This is a genomic window from Candidatus Poriferisodalis sp., assembly GCF_965262965.1.
Lineage (GTDB): Bacteria > Actinomycetota > Acidimicrobiia > Acidimicrobiales > Poriferisodalaceae > Poriferisodalis.
The window spans coordinates 1,473,830-1,495,698 of record NZ_OZ253573.1 but is presented as its reverse complement, the minus strand read 5'-3'; the positions used below and the strand labels follow the sequence as shown (position 1 = coordinate 1,495,698).

Below are 21,869 nucleotides of genomic sequence, written 5' to 3'. Positions count from 1 at the left end.
GGCCGGTTGCTCGGTCCAAGAATCGACGCGCTCAGGCGGTCTTCTGGCTCCCGCGAGCACCTCGGTAGCACCATTGGTAACGGTGGCCGCTTCCTCGGCGGTCGCCGACACGGTCCAGGTCCGTTCCACTGCTGATGCGGACACCGCGACGACGGTGCTTGCCCCCACAATCTTCGTCGGCGCGAACGTCGGCGTGAACGCGGACACCACGATCGCTCGCAACCCCCCCGAGACAGAGCCCGCAGCCGTTCCCGCTTCGGCCGACGTCTCGGCCCCCGAAGTCGACGAGAGTCCGGATGCTTGGGCGTTGCAGGTCCTGGACGCCGCCGAGCCGCCCTCCGGATTCGACGAAGGACTGTTGCGTGTCGAATCGTCATCGGAGGCGACGGTCTGGCCGGTCATCGTCGCAGCGACCCCGCAGTCGCGGTCAGCGGGCTTGATGAGTGTCGAGGATTTCGATGCGCTGGGCGGATACGCCGCGATGGTTTTTGTGTTCGACGGGGACACCACGGGTGCGTTCTGGATGCGCAACACACCGCTGCCGCTGCGCATCACCTTCATCACCGCCGACGGGGAGGTGGTCTCGGGAGCCGACATGGTTCCGTGCCTGCCGCCGACACCTGCGGGAGACTGCGCGCGCTACTACGCCGACGGTCCGTATCGCATCGCCATTGAGCATCCGCTTGGCCCGTCGTTCGATCTCGGTCTCGGCAGTGCTGCGGGCGTCACTCTGGCGCGATGATGCGCCGCGGAGAAGGTTCCACGGTGCCGGTCCGAGACGCCTACGTGGAGGCCGCGCGGCACCGATGCCCACTACGCTGCCCCATTAGCCGCTCGCTGCGGTGAGCCCGTCGATATCGACTTGTCAGGAGCTGGACGGACGCCATGCTGAGATTCGTTGAAGAGATTCTCCTGTTGCTGCTGCGCGATGACGACGGGAAGCTGATTCATGTCCCCGAGCGCACGCTGGATCGAACGATCGCCGGCGCTGTGCTCATGGACTTGGCCATGGAGAACCGGATCGACACCGACCTCGAGAAGCTCATGCTGATCGACTCGACGCCGGTCGGAGATGGCCTGCTGGATCCCACGCTGGCCCACATCGCAGCGCAGCGCGAAGAAAGCGATGCCCGCTACTGGGTCGAGCACACTGCCGCGCGCGCCGAGGGAATCCGCGAGGAGGCGTTTGCCCGGCTGGTGGACCACGGCATTCTCGAACGCCACGACGACCGCCATTTGTGGGTGTTCCGCTCCCGCCGCTACCCGGTGGTCGACGGCACGGCCGAGCGTGAGGTGAAGCTGCGCATCATGGGCGTGCTGTTCAGCGACGAGATTCCCAGCCCACGCGACGTCGTCATCATCTGCCTCGCCGATGCCTGCGGCATCTTCGGCGAACTGCTCTCGAAGGTCGAGCTCGAACAAGCTGCGGCGCGCATCGAGCAGGTGCGCAAGCTGGACCTCATCGGTCAGGCCATGACTCAGGCGATCCGAGACATAGAGGTGTGGCTGGCCAGCTCGACGGTCAGCCGTTTCATGCTGTAGGCGCTTGCGCGCGGCCCGCTGCAGTCGGGCACCGCAAGTACCAGCTCAGTCTTCGAGCGTCTCGCTGCCGCGGTACATGGCCTGTCGGCGAACCCCGCTCACGTAGGTCTGCACGGCGTCATCGGCTGGAGTGCGCTCAGGATCCCAGCGACCCCAGTGGATCAGCTCGTCGAGGGGGTGGCGATACCGCGAATCAGCGCGTCGATGAGGCCAGCCGATCGGGATCGTCGCTATCGGCACCAGCAGCTCGGGCACGCCGAGCAGTTCACGCAGTTCGGCTGCAGTCGAGTCCTCGCCGCCACCGCTCAACCAAGCCGTCGTCAGGCCGTACGCGGCTGCTGCGAGGTGCATGTTCTGGGCCGCAGCGCCGACCGAGGCGAGCAAGATCTTCTCGTTGTTGGCGTCGTACTCGTCAGCCCAGCCCTCGTGGTCGCTGACCGGATACGAATCGACCCAGCGGGGGTCGCAAAACAACAGCACGATGGCGAGCGAGTTGTGCAGCCAGTGCTTCTTGTGGACGTGAGGGAAGCCGCGGCAGTGCTCGACCAGCCGGTCGGCTTGGCGGACGAACACGTCTGAGACGGCCAGCACATCAGCCCGCTCGGCAGCCACCACGAAGTGCCACGGCTGGGTATTGGCCCCCGACGGTGCCCAGCGGCCGGCCTCGCAGATTCCCCGCAGCACCTCAGCGGGCAGTGGCTCAGGCGGCGGCTCGAAGCTGCGCACCGAGCGCCGCAGCCGGATGACGTCCATGAGGCCGTCGAAGCGCGGCGCCGTGAGATCGGCATTGGAGGGGCCGGTTTCGCCAGCATTCATGGGGCGAAGATATCGCCCGCCGCTGCGGCGGATTGGTGAGGGCTGCCGGTTGCGGGCTATTGCGCCCTGGCGGCCTCGTCTCTGGCATCGTCCAGTATTTCGTCGGACAGAGCCGCTGTCCAGCCGATGGCGATCAGCGTGAGCATCTCACGGTCCAGCTCAGGACCGCTCAGGAATCGCCGCACGACGCTCGGAATCGGCGGGTCGGTGGGCAGCAGCAGCATCGGTCCGCGAACCAACGCCATGAACGGGCCCGCCGACAAGCCGTCGGCGAATTCGTAGCCGACTGCCAGGCCGATTTCGTCGTTGTCCAAGCAGGCGCCCTCGCCTGGGGTGCCGCTGCCGAGCGCGTACTCGCCAAGCCGCACTGCGGTGTCGAAGCGGTCGCGGCCACCGATGCGCACGGGGCTCAGCCCGAGCGTGCTCAGATCGCTGGTCACGGCATTGGAGATCGTCGCGGTGCCGCCGGCCACCAGCACTCGCTCGAAGATGCCGTCCTCGTGCGCGTCGACCAGGTACTTGCGCACGCTGGCGGGGAACTCGTCGGTCTCGGTCAGCAGCAGCGGATGCGGCCCGATCGCAGCGATCGGGGCGAATGAAGGGCATCGGCGAACTCTTCGCCGGTGGCGAGCAGGATAGTGCGTCGGGTGGTGCCGCAGAAGTTCGCTGCACCGCCGACCGCTTCGGCGATCTTCACCGAGGTCTCGTAGCGGTCCGCGCCGCCGAGCCGGATGATCTGGCGCACCGACGTCAGATCATCGATGGCGTTCTCGACTCGAGTGGCAGCGGCGGCGGTTCCGCCGACGATGTACACCCGCGAGATCGAGTGCCGCTTGATGTAGTCGGCGACTGGCTTGGACAGTGTGTTGGGCTCGGTGAGCAGGATCGGAGCGTTCTGCGATCCTGCGAGCGCCGAGGCGGCCAGAGCATCGGGGAAGCGACGACCCGAGGCAATGATCACCGTGTCCACGGTGCCCGTCGATCGAGTCGTCGTCGAACTGCCGCGCCCGGCCGACGCGTCCCGGTATTCCTCGGCAATCTCGGCCGCGGTCTCGAACCGGTCTGCACCCCAGATGCGCCGCAGCCGCACGTTGGCGTCGCCGCCGTCCACCTTGTGATCGGCCTGGTTGCGCAATCCGCTGTGGGTCGCATTGACCGAGTTGCCCGAGAGGTCGGAAATCGAACCGGTGCGCAGGTCCACAGCGCCGCGCCGTACCGAGACGCCGTTGGTGTCCGAATCGCCCGGCCGGACTGTGTAGGTGCAAACGATCTTGTTCTCGTCCGACGGTGCCTCGTCGCAGACGGCGACTCGGTCTGAAGCGCCGATCTGGAGGTTGACCTTCGGCGTCTGGTCGACGTTCACCGGCTCGTCGAACTCGATCTCCAACCGGACGATTTCCTCGCGCTCGTAGGTGTCGTCGCGCCGTGGCGTCGAGATGCTCTCCATGTCGGTGATGCGTGGCATCGAGGTGTCGACCTGCTGATTCGGGTCATCCTCGATCGCCTCGTACTTCCGGTCGGCGTTGTCGTTGTCGGAGTCCCGGATGGTGCCGCTGGACAGGCGGTTGGCGGGAAGGCTGATGCCGTTGTTGTCCTCGTCGCCGTTGCGAACCTTGTAGCGGAACAGCAGCAGATCGGTGGTGCTTCCCGAGACAAAACGTGCTTGGCGGGTGACCGAGCCGATGACGACGGCGATCTGCGGTGTGCCCGAGACGAAGACCTCTTCGCTCCAGCCGACTTCGATCTCGATGTCGTCGTCCTGCCCGTAGGCACCGGAATTGCTGTCGGGATCGCTGGTGATGGCGACATCAGTGATGTACGGCACCGGCAAACGACTGCCGTGGACCTGATGGCCCCCTGCGTCGGGGACTCCTAAGCCCTGATCCGCCGGTGGGGTGTGAATCACCCCGAGACGTTCCTATAGATGTCAAGTGCGGGTTGTGAGGGTGGAGAGGTCGGCTCGCAGTGTGCGGTAGAGCTCTCGGGCGACGAAGCGTTTGAGGCAGCGGATGGCTTCTTTTTTGGTCTTGCCTTCGGCGAGGCGGCGGTCCCGGTAGCTGCGGGTTCGTTCGCAGTAGCGGAGCCGGACGATGACGACCATGTGCAGAGCACGGTTGGCGTCGCGGTTGCCGGCGAAGTTGAGCCGGTGACGCTGGGTACGCCCGCTCGATGCAGGGACCGGCGCGGCTGCGCACAGGTGAGCGAACGACGCCTCGGAGCCGAACCGGTCGATGTTCTCACCCGCGGCGACGAGCAGCGCCGCAGTGTGGTGAGTGCCGCACCCGAGGCGCGACAGCGTTGTGGGTGCTGCAGTGGCGACGAGCCGGTCGAGCCGGCGCCCGAGCTCGTCGGCCTCAGCGCCGAGCTGAGCGACGCGGCGCCCCAAACTGCGCAGCGCTGCTTTAGCGGCTTGGGCGGGATCGGCGAGACGGTCCGTGTCGGGCCGCAACCGAGCGCACACGGCGGCCTTGCCCTCCAGGGTCCGGCGGGTGTCGAGCTGCTCGCGCAACGCGGCGGGAGCGGTGACGAGCAGATCGCCGAGCTGGCACAACGCGGCGGCGCGGGCCTTGACGGCGCTGTTGCGGGTCACGCTGAGCTGGCGGATCGCCTCGACGATGCCGGTGGTGTCGGTGGCGGCTGCGGTCGCTTCGCCCGAGAGCACCTTGCGGGCAGCGGCCTCAGCGTCGATGGCGTCGTTCTTGCCGCGACGCGAACGCAGATGCGGGTGCGGCTGGTTGACCTCGATCACTCGACAGCCCTGATCGACCAGCGACCGCGTCAGAGCCGCACCAAAAGATCCGGTGGACTCGACACCGACCGTGGTGATCTGGCCGAACGACGCGAGCCATGTGTGGGTCAAGCGGTAGCCGGCGCGGGTCGCAGGGAACGATTCTGTGCCCAGTACTCGGCCGAGCGGGTCGAGCGCCGCGGCGACGTGGAAGTCGGTGTGGCAGTCAATCCCGCCGATCACCGCCTGGTGTGGATCTGGCATGCTGAAGTCCTTCATCTCGGAGCGGCTCGCGTGCCGGAACGGGACGGACATAACAGTGATGAGGCATCTGTGGCACAGGTTCCTATGAGGTCACGTCGCTCGTTCCGGACCGGCCGCAGCTGACAAGTCCAAGAAGCGGGCCGGCGACATCGACGAGTCCCAGGCAAGGCACCCACAACGCGCAGGGCCAGTTCAGTAGCAAGTCAGACGTCGACGGCCCACTCCCCGCACACATCTTCACTGTTGAGTAGAGATTCGGGTTGTTGAGTCACGGCCGGGGTGGCTGTGACGGTTTGGCGGTAGTAGGCGGTTTGGTGTTCGGCGGGTGTGGTGTAGTTGCCGCGGCCGGCGAGCAGGGCGCTGTGGCTGCGTCGGTGGTTGTACCAGTCGACGTATTCGAGGGTGGCGAACTCGACATCGCGCAGTCCTTGCCACGGTCCTCGGGGGTAGATCAGCTCCCACTTGTAGAGGCCGTTGGAGCTCTCGATCATGGCGTTGTCATACGGATCGCCCTGGCTGCGGACCGAGGCGACGATGTCGTTGTCGTCGAGCCGCTGGCTGTAGCGGATGGACAGATATTGCGATCCGCGGTCGCTGTGATGGGTGACCCCCTCGGTGCTGCGGCCGTCGCGGCGGCGCCCCGAGACGGCCGTCTCGGGGGCGTCGAGCGCCAGCTCGGTGCGCATCGACCGCGAGGCCTGCCAGCCCAGCACCCGCCGCGAATAGGCGTCGATCACGAACGACACGTACACCGGTCCGCTGCGGGTGCGCACGTAGGTGAGGTCCGCGAGCCACAGCCGGTTCGGGGCCCGCACTGTGAAGTCGCGGTTCACCAGGTCCGCTGGCCGGTCGGCGTCGGGGTCGGGGTCGGTGGTGCGCACCGTGGCGCCTCGGCGGGTCCCTTCGAGGCCCAGCTGGCGCATCAGCCGCTCCACAGTGCAGCGAGCCACCGTGATGTGCTCGACGCGGTTGAGGTGGTCCCACACCTTGGCCGCCCCGTACGCGTCGTAATTGTCCCGGTGCACACGAGCGATCTCTGCGCGCAACCAGGCGTCGCGCTGCGCCCGCGCCGACGGCGGCCGGCACCTGGCTGCGTAATAGGCGCACGGGGCGATCCCGACGCTGTGCTCGCACACCACAGCGCAGATCGGCTCGACCCCGAACCGGTGCCGATGGGCGCCGATGAACGCCGCTATCGCTTCGACTGGCGGTCGAGCTGCGCCCCGAAGAAAGCCGACGCCGCCTTCAATATCTCGTTCGCTCGGCGCAGCTCACGGTTCTCGCCTTCGAGCTCTTTGATCCGAGCACGCTCCAGTGTCGTCACGCCCGGGCGGGTCCCGCCGTCGACCTCAGCTCGGCGAACCCACAGCCGCACCGTCTCAGGCGTCGGCCCCAGCTTCTCCGCGACCGACCAGATCGCCTCCCACTGCGACCCGTACAGGCGCTCATTGTCGAGCACCATCCGCACCGCACGTCCACGCAGCTCGGCGGGATATCTCCGATTTCCTGGCATTGCTCCATCCTCTCAAGGAACAGAGCCTCCACCAAACTCGGGGTGATTCAGTCGCCGTAGTGGACGGTGGGTGTGTTCAAGATGGTGTTCCATCCGTTGGTCTTGCCGACCGGGTTGGTGCGGTTCTTGTGTCTGGTGGTGGCGACAAGGTAGAGGATTTTGATCGCGGCTTGTTTGTTGGGGAAGTGGCCTCGGTGGCGGACTGCTCTTCGGAGGCGGGCGTTGAGGCTTTCTGTGGCGTTGGTTGTGTAGACGACTCTGCGCAGCTCGGCGGGGAACGCCAGGAACGGCACGAATTCGTCCCAGCTGTTCTCCCGGGACTGGATCATGGCCGGGTATGTGTCGGCCCAGTCGGCGCAGAACTCGGCGAAGCGGGCCTCGGCGGCGCCCACGGTGGGTGCGGTGCAGATCTCTTGCATGGCTTTGGTGATCTGGCCCCAGTGCTTGGTGGATGCATAGCGCAGGCTGTTTCGGACCATGTGCACCGCGCACGTCTGGGCTGTCGCGCCGGGCCGGGCGGCGCGGATCGAGGAGGGCAGGCCCGCCATTACCGTCGCGGCACACGATCAACGCGTCGGCGAGACCTCGGTTGCGCAGCTCGGTGAGCATGGTCGCCCACTGCTTGGCACCCTCGCCGCCGGCGGGCCCGAGCCACAGGCCCAGCACGTCGCGTTCGCCGGCGAGATCCACGCCGATCGCCACGCACACGGGCCGGTCGGCGGCCTGCGCGTCGCGGACCTTGACCACGATCGCGTCGATCAAAAGCACCGCGCAGACCGGGCGGTTTCTACCGGCCATGACCAGCCACGACACCCGCGCCTATACGGCGATGATGGCCATCGCCCAACACCACCGCCAAGCCCGGACCGAGAGCTTCTTCAGCCACATCACCCACGAATGGCCCCACTTCGACGACATCACCGACCCGGCGCTGCCCGACACAGAGCCGGCACGCATCCGCATCGACTACAACGAAGTCCGGCAGCACGAAACGATCGGCTACGCCACCCCCGACGACGAACACCACCAACGACCAGAACCGATCCGCGAGACCCGCCGCCAAGGCCCCCAACGAGCCCGATCACGACGGCTCGACCACAACCGCCGGACCACCAACAACAACCCCGAGAACACCCCATGACTCGGTTCAATACCCAACCAAACTCCGCGGAAGAGTCAGACACACCTCAGTCCTGAGGTTCGCTATGCGCTTGTGGGGGCTCCGCCGTCGTGGGGCCTGTCAGACGCTCCCTTGTCGTTCTAGCGGGGCGGGTAGCGGTGCTGGCCGATGTGGCCTTTGGGGAGCCAGCAGTGTTTGTTGGAGCGCGGGCCGAGGCAGCCGCATGCTGTGTGCGTGGGCGGTGTGTGCGGCGATGGGGTCGGCGTGCTCAGTGCGGTGCCGCGGTGGTGAGGCAGTCCGCCGTCAGGGGTCATGCGCCGCAGCATGCCGACCATGTCGGGGACTGTGTATCTCCGGTTGCGTCGGCCGCCTGTGGGACTGACAATGCCCGCTGCGTCGAGAGATGCCAGTGCGGTCCGCGCTGCCCTTTCGGTCACGCCCAGTCTCTGCGAGGCCATTTGGGCATCAAGCACCGGCATGGACGGGAGCGCTTCTAGGAGTATCGCCGCTGTGCTGTCGCGGCGGAATGTCGCAGCCTGCTGCCATCTGGCGACCATGCCCTCGACCGTCTGTGTGACAGATGCCGCTTGCTGGTTGGCTTGTTCGCATGAGTTGGTGAACACCCTCAACCAGTCGTGCATGGCGAGGCTGCGGGCTGCTGTGTCATGGGATTCGCACACGATCCGTGTCGCGTTGAGCGCGTCGTGGTAGCCGGAGCGGTCGTGGCTGAGCGCGGTGCTGATCGGAACCGCTGCGCGCGTCGCGCCGGCAGCGACCAAGACGGTGTGGACGAGAGCACGACCCGTTCGGCCGTTGCCGTCTTCGAAGGGATGGATCGTCTCGAACTGGGCATGAATGACCGCCGCCCGCAACACTGCTGGGTGGTCGCTGGTGTTGAGGTAGTCGACAAGATCGTTCATGAGCTCGGGCACATGCTCGGCAGGTGGCGGCACAAACGACGCGTCGTCCACAAGACACCCAGGAGGTCCGATCCATATCGGTTCGTCGCGAAAGGCCCCTCCGATGTCGTGTTCTCGTGTCTCGGCGAGGAGACACCTGTGGACATCGAGGATGTCTTCCAGCGTGGACGTGCTTCCAGCACGCATCTTGTGCCCGAGTTCCACCGCGGCTGCTACCTGTCTTGCAGCACCGAGCGTGAGCGCGTCGTTCTCATCGGTCACCGGCCTGCCGGCCTGATTCAGATAGCGCGCCCACTCCAGGCCTGGCCCTGTGGCTGCGACGCCTTCCATGACGCTTGAGCGGATGCTCTCGTCGCGAGCCATCATCCAGTCTGCAAGCGTGCCGCCCAGGGTCGTATGCGGCAGCGTCGCGGCCGCGACGAGCGCTCTGTCGGCGGCGGTGACTGCGTTCATGGAATCGACGCCTAGGCTGGGGTCCCATCCTGCCAGCGGGTGTGGGACGAAGGCACGGTATGTCCTTCGCCCGAAGCCGGTCGGGCCGGCCAGCCACCCTTCGGCAGCGACATATCTGCCCACCCCGCCGACTATATCTGGTCGTATGAGCTGTTTGGCCGTTTCTGGCGACGCGAAAACGTCGCTAAATAGCCGTATGAGCTATACGAGGACACGCCTGAGTTGTTCATGTCGCCAGTCGAACCCCAAGCGTGTCGCTCGAGTCCTGTTCTGGCTTGATCCGGCACGGGTGCCATCCGGGATCGCCGCTGAGAATCCGACATGGACACTGACCCAAGTCAAAGACTTGATCGCCGCACGACGGGTGAGCTGCCACCCCCGGGAATCGATGCCTCGAAACGGGACGGTCTCCCCGCCCGAATGCCCCGACGGGCAGAGCTACCGAACGGCTCCCAGCAGCGGCTGCTATGAGTCCGAGACCTATTACGACTCGCGGCCCTATGACTATTCGTGCCCGTCGACCTCCACGCTGGGCACCTCTGGCGGGTCGCGTACGTGCACCAAGACCGAGACTTACCGGCAGCGGGTGTGCAGCTTCGACCCGATCGCGGGCCAGCAGTACTGGTGGGAGACTCGCACCCGCACGCTTACTGCCGCGGTGATCGAGTCGTGCGCGTCGGGCTATTCGGCCGACGGGACCGGCTGCACCGCGAACAGCCCCTCGACGCGGTGGGTGGCCATGGGCAGCACCCCGACGAGGTACCGCTATGACCCGGCGACGAGGTCGTGCCTCTCGGGCTGGTCCGACAACGGCAGCCAGTGCGAGTCCGACACAGCGTCGACGCGGTGGGATCCGACCGGCAGCACTCCGGTCACGAGCCGCACCGGACAAGCCGATCGCTCCTGCGACACGGGCTTCACATGGTCCGGCAGCAGCGGGAAGTGCGAGAACACCACCTACACGGACCCCACCGCGCCGCTGACGACCGTGGTGGGGGACCCGCCGGCGGTGTCGTGCCCCGACGGCTATGCGCCCGCTGGGGGTGGCCCGACCGCGGCCGCATCAGGCATCCGCAACTCGTGACGGCTATGCGCCCGCTGGGGGTGGCCGCTGCTCGCGCACCACCCTCGGTCCGCCCACCGCACCGCCGACCGACGCGGGCTGCAACGAGGACTTGGGCACGCTCGGGGCGGGCGCTGTGTCTCGCAGCGGCACATTGGCTGCGGGCTGTGTGTCGCTGCGCAAGGGCGACGCGCAGTCGTTGCACTACGCGCGCCGGTTCTCGCTGCGAGTGTCGGCGGCGTCCACCGCGACGTTCACGGCGTCGTCGTGGGCCGATGTGTTCATCTATGTGCTGTCGGGGTCGGACACCAGCGTCGCCGTAGTGGACTCCGACGACGATTCGGGCACCGGCACCGACGCCACGGTCACCGATGTCGCCCTGGCGGCTGGCACCACCTACACGATCGACGTCACCACCTCGACAGCGGGCGTCACTGGCGCGTTCACGCTGACCGGCACCATCGCGCTCGATGAGCCGCCGGTGGTGATCACCGACCTGCGGGACGGCACGGGCTACGGCTTGGCGGGGGCGACGGTGACTGCCGAAGACGAGTTCACCGTCGAGCCCGCAGACGCCACCTGCACCGCTACCACCATGACTGTCGGGGTCACGCCTGCGGTGACGGCGGGCACAGCGGCGGACAAGCGCAAGGTCACCTTGGCGCTGGCGGCGCCGTTCAGCCATGAGGTGACGGTGAGCTGCGACGCGCCGAACCGTTCGGCCGCCGATGCCGAGGCGACGCTGTCGGGCAAGGTGGTGATCAGCTCGGTCACGGTCACCGCGGGCGCCATCACCAAGACCGTCGCCATCGACGTGGACTGCGCCGCCCCGTCGGATCCCTGCGACGACCCGCTCGGCAGCATCACCGACGACAGCACGACCCGCACCGGGACGATCATCGCCGATGCGTCGTGCACATCATCCCAGCGCCGCCCGAGCAGCACCGGCACGTATTACGCGCGCCGGCACACGTTCACTCTCGACGCTGCGGCGACGGTCGCTGTCGATCTGGGCTCCGCGTCGTCGAACTCCTCACGGCTGAACACCTATCTGCTGCTTTTGGGAGGCCACAACGTAGGCACCGGCACCGTGGAGGGCCGCGACGACGCCGCCGGGCCCAGCACCGACAGCCGCCTGCGCAACGTCCGGCTGGCTGCGGGGGACTACACGATCGAGGCGACCACGTTCCGGGTCGAGGCGACCGGCAGCTACGACCTCACCGTCAACGCCGCGTTCAATCCAGCAGTCAAGTCGGTCACGATGGCGTCGCACGGCGCGTGCGACCCTGATCCCGACGCCCCACCCCAGGGCATCGACGCGGCGCTGGAGTGCGAGCTCGTCAAGTGCGGGACCACTGCCGTGGCCGCGACGGCGGTGGCGAACCACGCCACGATCGGCTTGGCATGGGCCGCGACTGGCAGCGCGTCGGTCACCGCTGCCGCGACGCCGGCGGCGACGGCGATCCTCGGGCCCGACAACGCCGCGACCGGCGACTGGCAGACCACCGCGACCGCGGGCCTGTCGTGCACCGCGGACGGCATTGTGACCTTGACGGCCACGGCGGGGCCCTCGGGCAGCGCCGACACCCACACCACCCGGCTCGTAATCGCTTGCCGACAACGCGTCGACATCACCGGCCTGGCTGACACCGCAGAGGCCGGCGCGGGCACCGTGACGGTCACCGACACCGACACCTTCACCGTCAGCCCCGCTGCCGCTGAGTGCACCGCGGCACCGGTCGGCGCCGTCGCCGCATCCACCGGCGGCGCGGCGGGCGACCGCGTCCTCAGCGTCGACCTTGCCACGCCCGCCGTGACGACGATCACTGTCACCTGCACGAACGACGGTTACGCCGACGGAGTTGAGGACGTGGTGTTCACCCACGCAGGCGCCGTGACGTCGCTTGGTGTGCGGGCGATCGAGGGCGGCCGCTGCGAGCGAACGCCGATAACGCCACCGGGTGTTGACGTTGCGTATGTGTGCGTGATGGCTCCGGACCGTGCCTCCCGGGTAGCGGCGGATGCCTCAGCGACTGCGAGCGGGCTGGCTGTGGCATGGTCGGTGAGCGGCAGTGTGACGATGAGCGGCGAGGAACCAGGCACGGTCACGCCGAGCTTCGGGCCGGACGGCCCACTGGTCTACCGAACCGAACAGGATCTGGATCTGGATCTGGATCTGGGACGTCACCCACTTCGGGCGGGCCCGGCGCTGTGTGTTCGCCATCGTCGGCATGGTCTCGCGCTGCTGGATCACCACCCTGGTCTCGACCGAGGAGACCTCGACCCAAGTGCGTGTCGTGTGCGACTAGGCGTTGCTAGCCCAAGATCTCGACGAGCTGCTCACCGAGGGCCGCCTCGATCTCGACGTCGACGACATCACCGACCCGGCGCTGCCCGACACAGAGCCGGCACGCATCCGCATCGACTACAACGAAGTCCGGCAGCACGAAACGCTCGGCTGCGTCACCCCCGACGACGAACACCGCCAGACGAAAGAACCGCACCAACCCGGTCGGCTAGACCAACGGCTGGAAAACCATCTTGAACACACTGACCGTCCACTACGGCGACCGGATCGCCGACCACATCCGATGAACACGATCACAACCGATACACAAAATTTCCGAGTGTCACTGTTGGGTTTGCCGGGGCCCTCATGCCAGGGGGTTACGGTCCGGTTCCATGCTCGACGGTGACTCCACAAAATATTGGCTTTGTGCCTGTTGTGTGACCTGTCGCGTCGAGTGTGGGGCCGGCGGGAGCGCTCCTGTCTTGAAGGGAGCCTGACTGTCTCGACTCGGTTGCGGCGAAGCGCCCCTGCCGTTCCCGGACCCACCGGAACATCACTTCCAGCAGGAGCACCCCATGACACCGCCAGTCGGGGGAATCGACCCCCACCAGGACACCTTCACCGTCGGGATCGTCGACCCCCACGGCGTCGAGATCACCCATGAGACCTTCGACAACACAGCGGCTGGTTATGTCACAGCGATAGAACTGCTTGACGCTGCGGGCGTCCGCCAGGTCGGCGTGGAGGGATCAGCCAAGTGGGGAGCCCATGTCGCCATCGCGTTGTGCGCGGCAGGGTTCGACGCCCGCGAGGTCCCCGCGTCGCGCTCGGCAGCTCAGCGCCGTTCGCGGCGGCTGGAAAAGACCGACGCTGTCGACGCGGTCGCCTCGGCCCGGGCGCTGTTGGCCGAGCCGACGCTGGGGCCGGTCCAGACCCTGGAGGTCTATGACCCGCTGGCAGCCGAGATCGAGGCGGTGCTCGAACACCGCCGAGCCCTGGTAGCGGCCCGCACACTGGGTTTGCACCACGTCGCGGACCAGATCTCCAAGCTCCCCGCCGAGATCCGCGGCCAGCTCACCAGCGACGACAAGATCGAGAGCCGGCTGCGCCGCCTCGACCGGACCGACCCCGCCATCGACACGACCCCGGCTGGCGCGTACCGCCTCGAATGGCTCCAAGCGTTCATCGAAGCCGACCGCACGACGCGGCGCGAGATCCGCCGCCTCGAACGGCTCATCGACGAGCTGCTCGACCGCCACGGCACCACCCTGCGCGACGAGGACGGAATCGGCCCCATCGCAGCAGCGACCCTGCTGTGCGAGGTCGGCGACCCCCACCGGTTCGACCGCGAGTCCAAATTCGCCCGCTGGTGCGGCACCGGCGCCGTCGCACTCTCATCAGGCGAAGGCGCCGCCAACCCCGTCAAGCACCGACTCGATTCCAGAGGCAACCGGCGCATCAACAGCGTGCTCCACATCGCCTCGGTCACCCAAGCCCGCCAACAGCCCCAAGCCGCCGCCTACCTCGCCCGCAAAGCCACCGAAGGCAAGACCCGACGAGAGGCCCGGCGAGCCCACAAACGCCACCTCGCCAACCGAGTCATCCGCAAAATGTGGCGCGACGAACAGACCCGAAAACAACCTCACGCACTCGCCGCTTGACAAGGGAGCGTCTGACAGTCCCACTGCTTTGGCCATCGACCGCGTCGACCAGTGCGTCGCGTCCGGTGGGGCGGACTCCAAGGTGAGCACGATCACCTCCTCGACGGTGGCGTCGTCGATGGTGCGCGGCGGACCCGGCCGCGGATCGTCGCAGAGCCCGTCGAGGCGGCGCTCGGCGAACCGCGAGCGCCACTTGGCCGCCGTCGCGGGATGGCACCCCAGCTCAGCGGCGATCTCTTTGTTGTAGCGACCCTCGGCGGCCCCCAGCACGATCCGGCACCGCAGAGCCAGCGCCCGAGACGACTTCGGGCGGCGAGCCCACCGCTCGAGCGTCTCGCGCTCCTCGCCGTCCAGCAAGATCACAGCCGTCGGCCGTCCCCGCCTTGCACCCATATCCGTCCCCGTTCATCGCCTGCCGCAGCCACGCTGCCCCCCCACCATATTACCGCGACCAACTAAACAAACAGGACACTAGCAGGATGCTGAAAAAGTGCCGAAAACGCGCTTCCGCCAGTGTAAAACCACTGGTCAGAGCGTTGGCGATGTGCTCGAAACCGGCTTTTTCAGCACCCTGCTAGGCGCGGTCGGCCCCGACGTCGTCAGCAGGTTCGAGCAGGACGATCGGGAATTCGCGGTCGGTCTTGCGCTGGAATCGGACGTAGTGGTCGTCCTTGACGGAGATCTGCGCCCACAGCGCGGCGCGCTCGTCGCCGTCGGTGAGACGGGCCGTCATCTGCTGGGTGCCGTCGCGGTTGCGAACCGTGATCGCCGGGTTGTCGCGCATGTTCAGGAACCACGCTGGGTGCTTCGTGTCACCGCCACGGGAACCGATGACGGCGAAGGCATCACCTGGCTGGGCGACCACGGACAGCAGCGTCGAGCGGGACTCGCCGCTGTGGCGGCCCGTGGTGGTCACTTCGATGATGGGTGTGCCCTGGTAGATCCAGCCGACACGGCCGCCGCTGAGCCGGATCGCCGTGCGGTTCAGCCAGTTGGCCGCCTTGAACGTGAAATCAGATACCAGCAACCTTGCCTCCAGCCCGGCGTGGCAGCTTCGCCAGCTTCTATCTTCCCAGCGCAGATAGAGCCTGCTGGACCCACGGGCGCCGGCTGCGACACGCCGATTCGGTGCAGGCCACACCTGGCAGCGACCGTCCGGGGCAGGCGTAGCTGCGATGCGTTCGTGTGGATGGCGGCAAGAGGTGAGCTGGCCGCGACCAGTCGCGGCCAGCTCACTCACCTACCGATATCAGTTGTCCAAGTCCAGCCAGGCGTCCTGGAAGAGCGGCCAGCTCAACGGATGCGGGCTCACGCCTTGGACGTAATTCTGCACCGCGATCAATTCCGGCCGGAATGCCGCAACGATCGCCGGCACGTCCTCGATCAGGATCCGCTGGACCTCCGCGTAGCTCTCCTGCTGGCCCGCGAGATCCTGGCCCTTGGCCTTCTCGATCAGCGCGTCAAGCTCCGGGTTGACGTAGTGCGGCGCGTTGTACGGCGATGCGCTGTGGAACTGCTCGCTCAGAGCTTGGTCCGGATCGGCGCCCCTCCAGGCGTCGATCGTCAACGTCTCGTTCTGCCACACCGTGTCCCAGAACCCGGCTGAAGGATTGACCACGACGTTGACCCGGATGCCCGCGGGTGCAGCACTCTCCTTGAACGCCACCGCGATATCCATCGCCCCAGTCGTGATATCGGCCGTGTGCAGGTCGATGTCGATTCCGTCTGGGTACCCGGCCTCGGCCAGCAGTGACCTGGCCAGCTCTGGGTCATAGGGCGGGGGCGCATATTGCGACGCGAAGACGGCGTTGCTGGTGCCGATCGGGTGGTCGTAACCGGGCGCTCCCAAGCCCAGCAGCGCCACCTGGTTGACAAGCTCCCGGTCCATCGCTGCTTGGAAGGCCTGCCGGAGCAGCTTGTTGTCGAAGGGTGGCCTGGCGTTGTCCATGGCCAGCCCCAGCCAGCCCCAGCCTTCCAGCACCAACACGTGGGTGTCGGGATGGGCGTCGATTTCAGGGACGCTCAAGGGGGCCATGCCGTGTTGAATCAGGTCCACGTCGCCGGCCAGGAGTGCCGCTACCCGACCTGCGGGCTCGGGGATGTTCAGAAAGACAATCTCATCCACATAGGGCTTGCCCTCTTCCCAGTAGTTGGGGTTTCGCACCATCGTGATGCGTTCACCCGGCAGGTGCTCGTCAAGAATGAAGGGCCCCGTGCCGACCGCTCCCAAGACCAAGTCGGCGAGATCTAGGTTGGCGGGAAGTATCCGTGCCTCAGACTTCTGCAGGTAGCTCGGGAAGTACCCGTTGGGGCCATCGAGGTCAAAGCGGACGGTGAAGTCGTCGAGGACGACGATGTCCGTGATGATGTTGAGAATGGCCCGCAGCGGTGAGTCAAGCTCGGGATCCAGCAGACGGTCGAACGTGAAGACGACGTCCTCCGCACTGAAGTCCTTCCCGTTGTGGAACGTCACCCCCTCCCGAAGGTAGAAGGTGTAGGACGTGAGGTCGTCGTTGGCCTCCCACGAAGTGGCCAGCTCCGGCTTCATCGTGAGATCCGGCTGGATCATGAGCAAGTTGTCATAGGTGTGCTGGGTAACAGCGGTGGTCACCGCGGATACCGAGATGGCTGGGTCCAGCGTGTGCGTGTCCGCGACCAGCGCGACCCGTAGCGTGCCGCCGTACTTCGGCCCCCCCTCGTCGGGCGGGGCGGTGGTCTCGGGCGCAGCAGCGGCGGCGGCGGTCGTCGCCGGTGCCGCGGCGTCATCGCCGGTTCCGGTGCACGCCCCGGCCACGAGCGCTAGCGCTATTAGCGGTACGCCCAAATTCAGGAATCGTCGGTTTGATGCTCGCATGTCGGTTCACCCTTCGAACTACCCCACTGTCGAAGGGATTCCGGCAGCGAAGTCAAGGCATCTTGTTGGCATGCCCAGTACTTCGGTACATACCTTTATTGGCAAAATGGATAAACAACAAGTCATCATTTAGTTAATGACAACTGTTAATAATGCCTACTACGCGTGGAGACTACTGTCAAGACAGTTTGTCCTCTCTGTCTGGGGTTACGTTTGACTCATGCAGACTTGAGATCTAGGCCGTCATATCTTGATGAACGACCGCCCTTTTTAACGAAAACAATGTGCTATCCGACCAATTCGTTCACGCACTCGCCAAACACGCCGACGTAGTAATCGACGTCCTCCGCTGTCACCGCTGGAGAGTTCAAGGCCGAGAGTGCCAAGGCGAGAATGATAATACCGCGATTGACATAAAAAGCATGGAAATATTGTATGAGTTCACTGCCGCGGATACTGAAGCTCTCGTCGTCGCCCCGGATCTGAGCCTCCGACATCGTACGAGGCCTGTCCAAGGAGAAGCCGACTCGCACTCCATAACCGAGCCAGCGGCTGACTCTCCACGGGAGGTCAGCAGCCGTGACGACTTCTTGCATGCCCTTGGCCATCCGCTCACCGGCCGCCATCATCCGCTCGTAGGCCGACTCGGTCATGACGTGCTCCAGGTTCGCCCGCAGCGCCGCAACTGCCAGCGCGTTGCCCGACAGGGTGCTGCCGATGCCAGCGACGAAGAAATTCTCGAATAGCGGCATGACGCTGTCTGCGACCTCGCGGCTGAGGCCCATGACTGAAGCAGGCATGCCGCCGGCGATCCCTTTGCCCGCGACAAAAATGTCTGGCTCCAGGTTCCACAGACGTGTGCATCCTCCCCAGGCGGCGCCGATGCCATGCGTCTCATCGATGATGAGCTTGGTGCCATAGCGACGCGTCAGATCTCGGAGGGCGACGTGGAAGTCCTGATCAAAGGGACCACGAAGAGCCTGAGAGAACGTTGGCTCGGTAATGACGCAGGCAACGTCCCGTGGGGACAATGCTCTCTCCACAGCATCGAGATCGTAAGGATCAACAACACGGGTCCTCGATTCGGGGTTGGGAAGCATCCCTATGCCGAAGTGGACGGCCTTCGGATGAGTAATCATCTTGCCGTCCACGACCGCGACGCACGTTTCATCCACGGTGCCGTGGTAGCTGCCATTGAACATGAGCGTCAGGTGTCGTTGGGTGACTTCGCGAGAAATCTTGATCGCAGTCCTGACCGAATCGCTGGCGGACATATGGAGCTGCCATAACGGCAGACCGTAGCGACGCGTCAACTCCTCGCCGATCCAGATGGCGTCTTCCGAGGGAAGTGTGAACATAATGCCCCGCTGCGCTTGTTGAGCTATCGCATCAGCAACGGCCGGAGGTGAATGCCCGAATATCGCTCCAAGATCACCTGCAAGAAGGTCGAGGTAGCGATTGCCATCGACATCGGTCACATAGGCTCCCCGGCCCTCCGCAATAAACAGGGGAAAGGAAGGATCCATAAAGCCATTCATGAATGAGAACGGAACACCACCCAAGAGCGAGTTCTTTGCTCTCTCATATAGCGCCACCGACTTCGGGTGGTTCGCCACGTAGAGTTCCCGCTCACGTTGCATCAATAACTTGAGCCGCTCGGGGTCGATGGTGTTCATGATGCCCCTCCTATTCCTGTGGCCTCAGTAGATCTGCCCACCTGGAGCTGCGCGAGTTCTTCTAGCGGGATGTGGCAATACAGCACATGATCTCCACCAACTGCCGTCTGTGCCGGCGGTGGTGTCTCGTCGCAAACGTCCCCGATCTTGCGAGGACAGCGACTGGCGAAGACGCAACCCTGAAACTCGGCCCGCATCGTGGGCACAAACCCCGGCAGTCGGATCGTCGTCCGCTGCGCATCGGGATCAGGGACTGGTGCCGCTGACAACAGTGCCTCGGTATAGGGATGGGACGGCGTGTCGAGCACCTTGTGGGCCTGTCCTGACTCGACCACATGGCCCGCGTACAGCACCAAGATCTCGTCGGAGAGATAGCGCAGCACGGCCAAGTCATGGGTGATGAACACGTAGGACGTGTCGGTCTCTTCCTGATGAGACCGCAGCAGATTGAGCACCTGCGCCTGGACGGACACGTCCAAGGCGGAGACTGCCTCATCGGCAACGATGATGTCCGGTGAGGCGGCGAAGGCCCCAGCGAGCGCCACGCGCTGTTGTTCACCCCCGCTGAGCTCCCTCGGAGGCCGGTTCAAGTACGCCGGATCCAAGCCCACTGCCTGCAACAGCTCCTCGGCGTGCTGTTGACTCTCCCGCTTGTTCAAGCCTGAGAACTTGCGCAGCGCCCGGACAATGGCGTGACCGACGGCAAGCCTCGGATTGAGGGAAGCCGTCGGGTTCTGAAAGACCATGCGCATGGCCGCCCGTTGAGCGTCGGTCCGCTCGTCGACCTCGGGCGCCAGTTCCTCTTCCTTGAGCCGTAGCTGTCCCTGGTCACGGGGCACCAGTCCGACGATGACCCGGGCAATGGTGCTCTTGCCAGCACCGCTCTCACCCACGATTCCCAGAGTCCGTCCCAGCCCCACCGTGAAGTCCACATCGGTGACGGCACGGACCGGCGGCCGAGTCCGTGGGCCGAACAACCAGTACTTGCGGCCCCAGCTTCCATAGAAACGGCGCAGATCCTTGGCGCGCAGAACCGGTTCTTGCTGGACGCGCCCAGTTTCCACACTCGTGTCCAACTCGCCCCACACTCCCGGTGCGATGTCATTCGGGTACAGGCAGCGTGACGAGTGCCCGACCACTGGTTCGGCCATCGGCGGAGCCTTCTGACTGCACAACTCGGTGGCCATGGGACACCGCGATACGAACAGGCAAGCGTCCGGCGCCGGCTCGCTGGCCGGGAACACCGCACCGGGGATCCGGGTGAGCCCGACGGTCGCTCCGTCTTCCGTCGGTGGCTTGGGCACACAGTGCAGCAGCCCCGTCGTGTACGGATGCTTGGGATCTCTGAACAGTTCCCGCACCGAGGCCTCTTCCACCGTCTCGCCGGCGTACATCACCACGACTCGATCTGCGACGGCTGCGATCACTCCTAAGTCGTGTGTCACATACAGGATTCCCGCGTTGGTGCGGTGCTTCAGATCGACGATCAACTCCAGGATCGTGGCCTGCGTGGTGACGTCCAGCCCCGTCGTCGGCTCATCCAGGATCAGCAGATCCGGCTCGCAGGCCAGCGCCATGGCGATCACCACGCGCTGCTGTTGACCCCCGCTCAACTCGTGGGGATACCGTCGGAGAACCGCCTCCGGTTCGGCGAGCCGCACGCTCTCGAACAGCTCGATGGTGGCGCGACGGCTCTGTCGGGCGTCCGCGTTCAGGTGTTCGCGCAGCACCTCGGAGACCTGCGGCCCAACACGCATGGTCGGATTCAGCGACGTCGCCGGGTCTTGATACACCATCGCGATGCGGTTGCCCCGCACTCGGCGCAGCTCTGCCGCGTTCATGTCCGCAACTTCTCGACCTTCGAAGAGAATTCGGCCGCTCACCCGTGTCGTGCCCGGCAGGTAGCCCATGGCGGCGAACGCAGTGGTCGACTTGCCGGATCCCGACTCTCCCGCGAGTCCCAAGACTTCACCGCGCCGCACGTTCAGCGATGCATCCCGCACGGCCCGGACGGTGCCCCGCGGCGTGAGGAAGGTGACGCCCAATTGCTCCACCTCGAGCAACGGCGCTCCGCGGACTGCGTTGCTGCTCATCCGACGACCTCTCGGGGCATCCCGCGGGCGTGCTTGATGCCATCGGTCAGCAGATTGACGCCCACCACCAACGTGGCGACCGCGCCTGCCGGCGCCAGCGTGATCCATGGCGCGCTGCCGATGAACTGTCTGCCCTCCGCGATCATGAGGCCCCAATCCGGCGAAGGCGGTTGGACTCCCAGACCCAGGAACCCCAGGGAGGACACCAGCAAGATCGAGTAGCTGAGCCGCACCGCGAACTCCACGCCGAGCGTCGGCAGTGCATGAGGCATGATTTCCCTGAAGATGATGTAGGTCGACGACTCGCCCCGCAGGCGGGCGCTCATCACGAACTCCAGGTTCTTGGCTTGCAGCGTGACGCTTCGCATGACCCGCGCCGCTGAGGGTGCGAAGACGAGGCCGATGGTGATGATGATCAGCGAGCCTTGCCAGTAGGCCTCAAGCCACCGCCAGGGGGCGTCTCGAGCACCCAGTGTTGTCAGCATCAACAGGGCCAGCAGCAGCGCCGGGAACGCCATCATCCCGTCCATGACGCGCATCACCACTTGGTCCACGCGGCCACCCTTGTAGCCGCTGCTCATCCCGATCAACGTGCCCCAGAGCAGACCCAGCAGCGCACCAGCGAGAGAAAGGAGGATCAGAGAGCCCCCGCCGGACAGCACGCGGCTGAAGACGTCGCGCCCGAAATGGTCGCTCCCGAACAGATACGTCCAGCTCGGCCCCGCAAGGCGATGCGTTGCGGGATAGTCCGGAGGCACATGAAACTCGGTAATCGAATATGGGGCCACGATTGGGCCAAGAATCGCCAGCAATATATGGAATATGACGATGAGCAATCCGATGCGTCCAGCCGTGGTGGAGAGAGAAAGTCGCAAG

The 21,869-nt window shown here is 65.7% G+C and carries 17 protein-coding genes, 2 pseudogenes and 1 other annotated feature; of the genes and pseudogenes, 6 read left to right on the top strand and 13 right to left on the bottom strand.

Translation table 11 applies throughout. The annotated features are described in order from the left end of the window. Nucleotides 1–82: 82 nt before the first annotated feature. Nucleotides 83–742, top strand: a complete 660-nt coding sequence (locus ACQY5K_RS07140) for a DUF192 domain-containing protein (protein WP_428121447.1) — start codon at nucleotides 83–85, stop codon at nucleotides 740–742. Between the two features lie 143 nt (nucleotides 743–885). Further along, entirely contained in the window at nucleotides 886–1,542 is a 657-nt protein-coding gene (locus tag ACQY5K_RS07135) for a GOLPH3/VPS74 family protein (protein ID WP_428121444.1), read from the top strand. A 45-nt stretch (nucleotides 1,543–1,587) separates the two neighbouring features. Here ACQY5K_RS07135 and ACQY5K_RS07130 read toward each other — a convergent pair whose 3' ends face one another. The 6 genes and pseudogenes from ACQY5K_RS07130 to ACQY5K_RS07105 all read right to left on the bottom strand — a co-directional run. Then, complete coding sequence (locus ACQY5K_RS07130; RefSeq protein ID WP_428121442.1) at nucleotides 1,588–2,358, bottom strand: nitroreductase family protein; 771 nt, start codon at nucleotides 2,356–2,358, stop codon at nucleotides 1,588–1,590. A gap of 56 nt (nucleotides 2,359–2,414) precedes the next feature. Beyond that, nucleotides 2,415–2,885 carry a cell wall-binding repeat-containing protein gene (locus ACQY5K_RS07125; protein WP_428121440.1) on the bottom strand — a complete coding sequence of 157 codons (471 nt, stop codon included), beginning with the start codon at nucleotides 2,883–2,885 and terminating at the stop codon, nucleotides 2,415–2,417. A gap of 26 nt (nucleotides 2,886–2,911) precedes the next feature. After that, nucleotides 2,912–4,264, bottom strand: a complete 1,353-nt coding sequence (locus tag ACQY5K_RS07120) for a cell wall-binding repeat-containing protein (protein ID WP_428121438.1) — start codon at nucleotides 4,262–4,264, stop codon at nucleotides 2,912–2,914. A gap of 21 nt (nucleotides 4,265–4,285) precedes the next feature. After that, on the bottom strand, nucleotides 4,286–5,350 hold the full coding sequence (locus ACQY5K_RS07115; protein WP_428121435.1) for an IS110 family transposase: 1,065 nt from the start codon (nucleotides 5,348–5,350) through the stop codon (nucleotides 4,286–4,288). A 203-nt stretch (nucleotides 5,351–5,553) separates the two neighbouring features. Beyond that, nucleotides 5,554–6,863 (bottom strand): IS3 family transposase gene (locus ACQY5K_RS07110; protein ID WP_428121432.1). Its coding sequence is split into 2 segments (ribosomal slippage): nucleotides 5,554–6,584 and nucleotides 6,584–6,863, totalling 1,311 coding nucleotides; the frame shifts between segments, so codons are not numbered across the junction. After that, nucleotides 6,457–6,585: a sequence feature (AL1L pseudoknot), on the bottom strand. Its footprint overlaps the gene before it by 129 nt. Before the next feature lie 47 nt (nucleotides 6,864–6,910). Continuing rightward, nucleotides 6,911–7,640 (bottom strand): annotated as a pseudogene (locus ACQY5K_RS07105) (IS256 family transposase); the annotation flags it as partial. A gap of 19 nt (nucleotides 7,641–7,659) precedes the next feature. Between ACQY5K_RS07105 and ACQY5K_RS07100 the strand changes: the two are divergent. Then, nucleotides 7,660–8,004 (top strand): hypothetical protein, encoded by a 345-nt coding sequence (locus ACQY5K_RS07100; RefSeq protein WP_428121430.1) that lies wholly within the window; start codon nucleotides 7,660–7,662, stop codon nucleotides 8,002–8,004. 119 nt (nucleotides 8,005–8,123) lie between these two features. On the opposite strand, the gene ACQY5K_RS07095 is transcribed toward ACQY5K_RS07100, so the two are convergent. Next, nucleotides 8,124–9,356, bottom strand: a complete 1,233-nt coding sequence (locus tag ACQY5K_RS07095; RefSeq protein ID WP_428121428.1) for a Fic family protein — start codon at nucleotides 9,354–9,356, stop codon at nucleotides 8,124–8,126. Nucleotides 9,357–9,744: 388 nt separating this feature from the next. Between ACQY5K_RS07095 and ACQY5K_RS07090 the strand changes: the two genes are divergently transcribed. The 3 genes from ACQY5K_RS07090 to ACQY5K_RS07080 all read left to right on the top strand — a co-directional run bounded on the left by ACQY5K_RS07090 (nucleotide 9,745) and on the right by ACQY5K_RS07080 (nucleotide 14,370). After that, nucleotides 9,745–10,440 carry a hypothetical protein gene (locus tag ACQY5K_RS07090; protein WP_428121426.1) on the top strand — a complete coding sequence of 232 codons (696 nt, stop codon included), beginning with the start codon at nucleotides 9,745–9,747 and terminating at the stop codon, nucleotides 10,438–10,440. Continuing rightward, entirely contained in the window at nucleotides 10,400–12,964 is a 2,565-nt protein-coding gene (locus tag ACQY5K_RS07085) for a hypothetical protein (protein ID WP_428121423.1), read from the top strand. The genes ACQY5K_RS07090 and ACQY5K_RS07085 overlap by 41 nt, the downstream gene beginning before the upstream one ends. A gap of 320 nt (nucleotides 12,965–13,284) precedes the next feature. Further along, nucleotides 13,285–14,370: a transposase gene (locus tag ACQY5K_RS07080; protein ID WP_428121421.1), complete on the top strand. Its 1,086-nt coding sequence runs from the start codon at nucleotides 13,285–13,287 to the stop codon at nucleotides 14,368–14,370. Nucleotides 14,371–14,451: 81 nt separating this feature from the next. On the opposite strand, the pseudogene ACQY5K_RS07075 reads toward ACQY5K_RS07080, so the two are convergent. The 6 genes and pseudogenes from ACQY5K_RS07075 to ACQY5K_RS07050 form a co-directional block, all read right to left on the bottom strand. Then, nucleotides 14,452–14,763: pseudogene (locus ACQY5K_RS07075) on the bottom strand (helix-turn-helix domain-containing protein); the annotation flags it as partial. A gap of 181 nt (nucleotides 14,764–14,944) precedes the next feature. Further along, nucleotides 14,945–15,397, bottom strand: coding sequence for a nitroreductase/quinone reductase family protein (locus ACQY5K_RS07070; RefSeq protein ID WP_428121418.1), 453 nt, complete (start codon nucleotides 15,395–15,397; stop codon nucleotides 14,945–14,947). 222 nt (nucleotides 15,398–15,619) lie between these two features. Next, complete coding sequence (locus ACQY5K_RS07065; RefSeq protein WP_428121416.1) at nucleotides 15,620–17,224, bottom strand: ABC transporter substrate-binding protein; 1,605 nt, start codon at nucleotides 17,222–17,224, stop codon at nucleotides 15,620–15,622. Between the two features lie 287 nt (nucleotides 17,225–17,511). After that, on the bottom strand, nucleotides 17,512–18,900 hold the full coding sequence (locus ACQY5K_RS07060) for a transaminase (protein ID WP_428121414.1): 1,389 nt from the start codon (nucleotides 18,898–18,900) through the stop codon (nucleotides 17,512–17,514). Beyond that, a complete protein-coding gene (locus tag ACQY5K_RS07055) occupies nucleotides 18,897–20,993 on the bottom strand; it encodes a dipeptide ABC transporter ATP-binding protein (RefSeq protein ID WP_428121412.1) in 2,097 nt (698 codons plus the stop codon). Before ACQY5K_RS07055 ends, ACQY5K_RS07060 begins: the two co-directional genes overlap by 4 nt. Continuing rightward, entirely contained in the window at nucleotides 20,990–21,781 is a 792-nt protein-coding gene (locus ACQY5K_RS07050) for an ABC transporter permease (RefSeq protein ID WP_428121410.1), read from the bottom strand. Before ACQY5K_RS07050 ends, ACQY5K_RS07055 begins: the two co-directional genes overlap by 4 nt. Nucleotides 21,782–21,869 lie beyond the last annotated feature (88 nt).

What these genes read in the sequence shown, in the direction of transcription:
- ACQY5K_RS07135 (WP_428121444.1), top strand. Translation starts at nt 886, where the DNA reads ATGCTGAGATTCGTTGAAGAGATTCTCCTGTTGCTGCTGCGCGATGAC.
- ACQY5K_RS07060 (WP_428121414.1), bottom strand. Translation starts at nt 18,900, where the DNA reads ATGAACACCATCGACCCCGAGCGGCTCAAGTTATTGATGCAACGTGAG.
- ACQY5K_RS07065 (WP_428121416.1), bottom strand. Translation starts at nt 17,224, where the DNA reads ATGCGAGCATCAAACCGACGATTCCTGAATTTGGGCGTACCGCTAATA.
- ACQY5K_RS07080 (WP_428121421.1), top strand. Translation starts at nt 13,285, where the DNA reads ATGACACCGCCAGTCGGGGGAATCGACCCCCACCAGGACACCTTCACC.
- ACQY5K_RS07100 (WP_428121430.1), top strand. Translation starts at nt 7,660, where the DNA reads ATGACCAGCCACGACACCCGCGCCTATACGGCGATGATGGCCATCGCC.
- ACQY5K_RS07090 (WP_428121426.1), top strand. Translation starts at nt 9,745, where the DNA reads ATGCCTCGAAACGGGACGGTCTCCCCGCCCGAATGCCCCGACGGGCAG.
- ACQY5K_RS07130 (WP_428121442.1), bottom strand. Translation starts at nt 2,358, where the DNA reads ATGAATGCTGGCGAAACCGGCCCCTCCAATGCCGATCTCACGGCGCCG.
- ACQY5K_RS07095 (WP_428121428.1), bottom strand. Translation starts at nt 9,356, where the DNA reads ATGAACGCAGTCACCGCCGCCGACAGAGCGCTCGTCGCGGCCGCGACG.
- ACQY5K_RS07055 (WP_428121412.1), bottom strand. Translation starts at nt 20,993, where the DNA reads ATGAGCAGCAACGCAGTCCGCGGAGCGCCGTTGCTCGAGGTGGAGCAA.
- ACQY5K_RS07115 (WP_428121435.1), bottom strand. Translation starts at nt 5,350, where the DNA reads ATGCCAGATCCACACCAGGCGGTGATCGGCGGGATTGACTGCCACACC.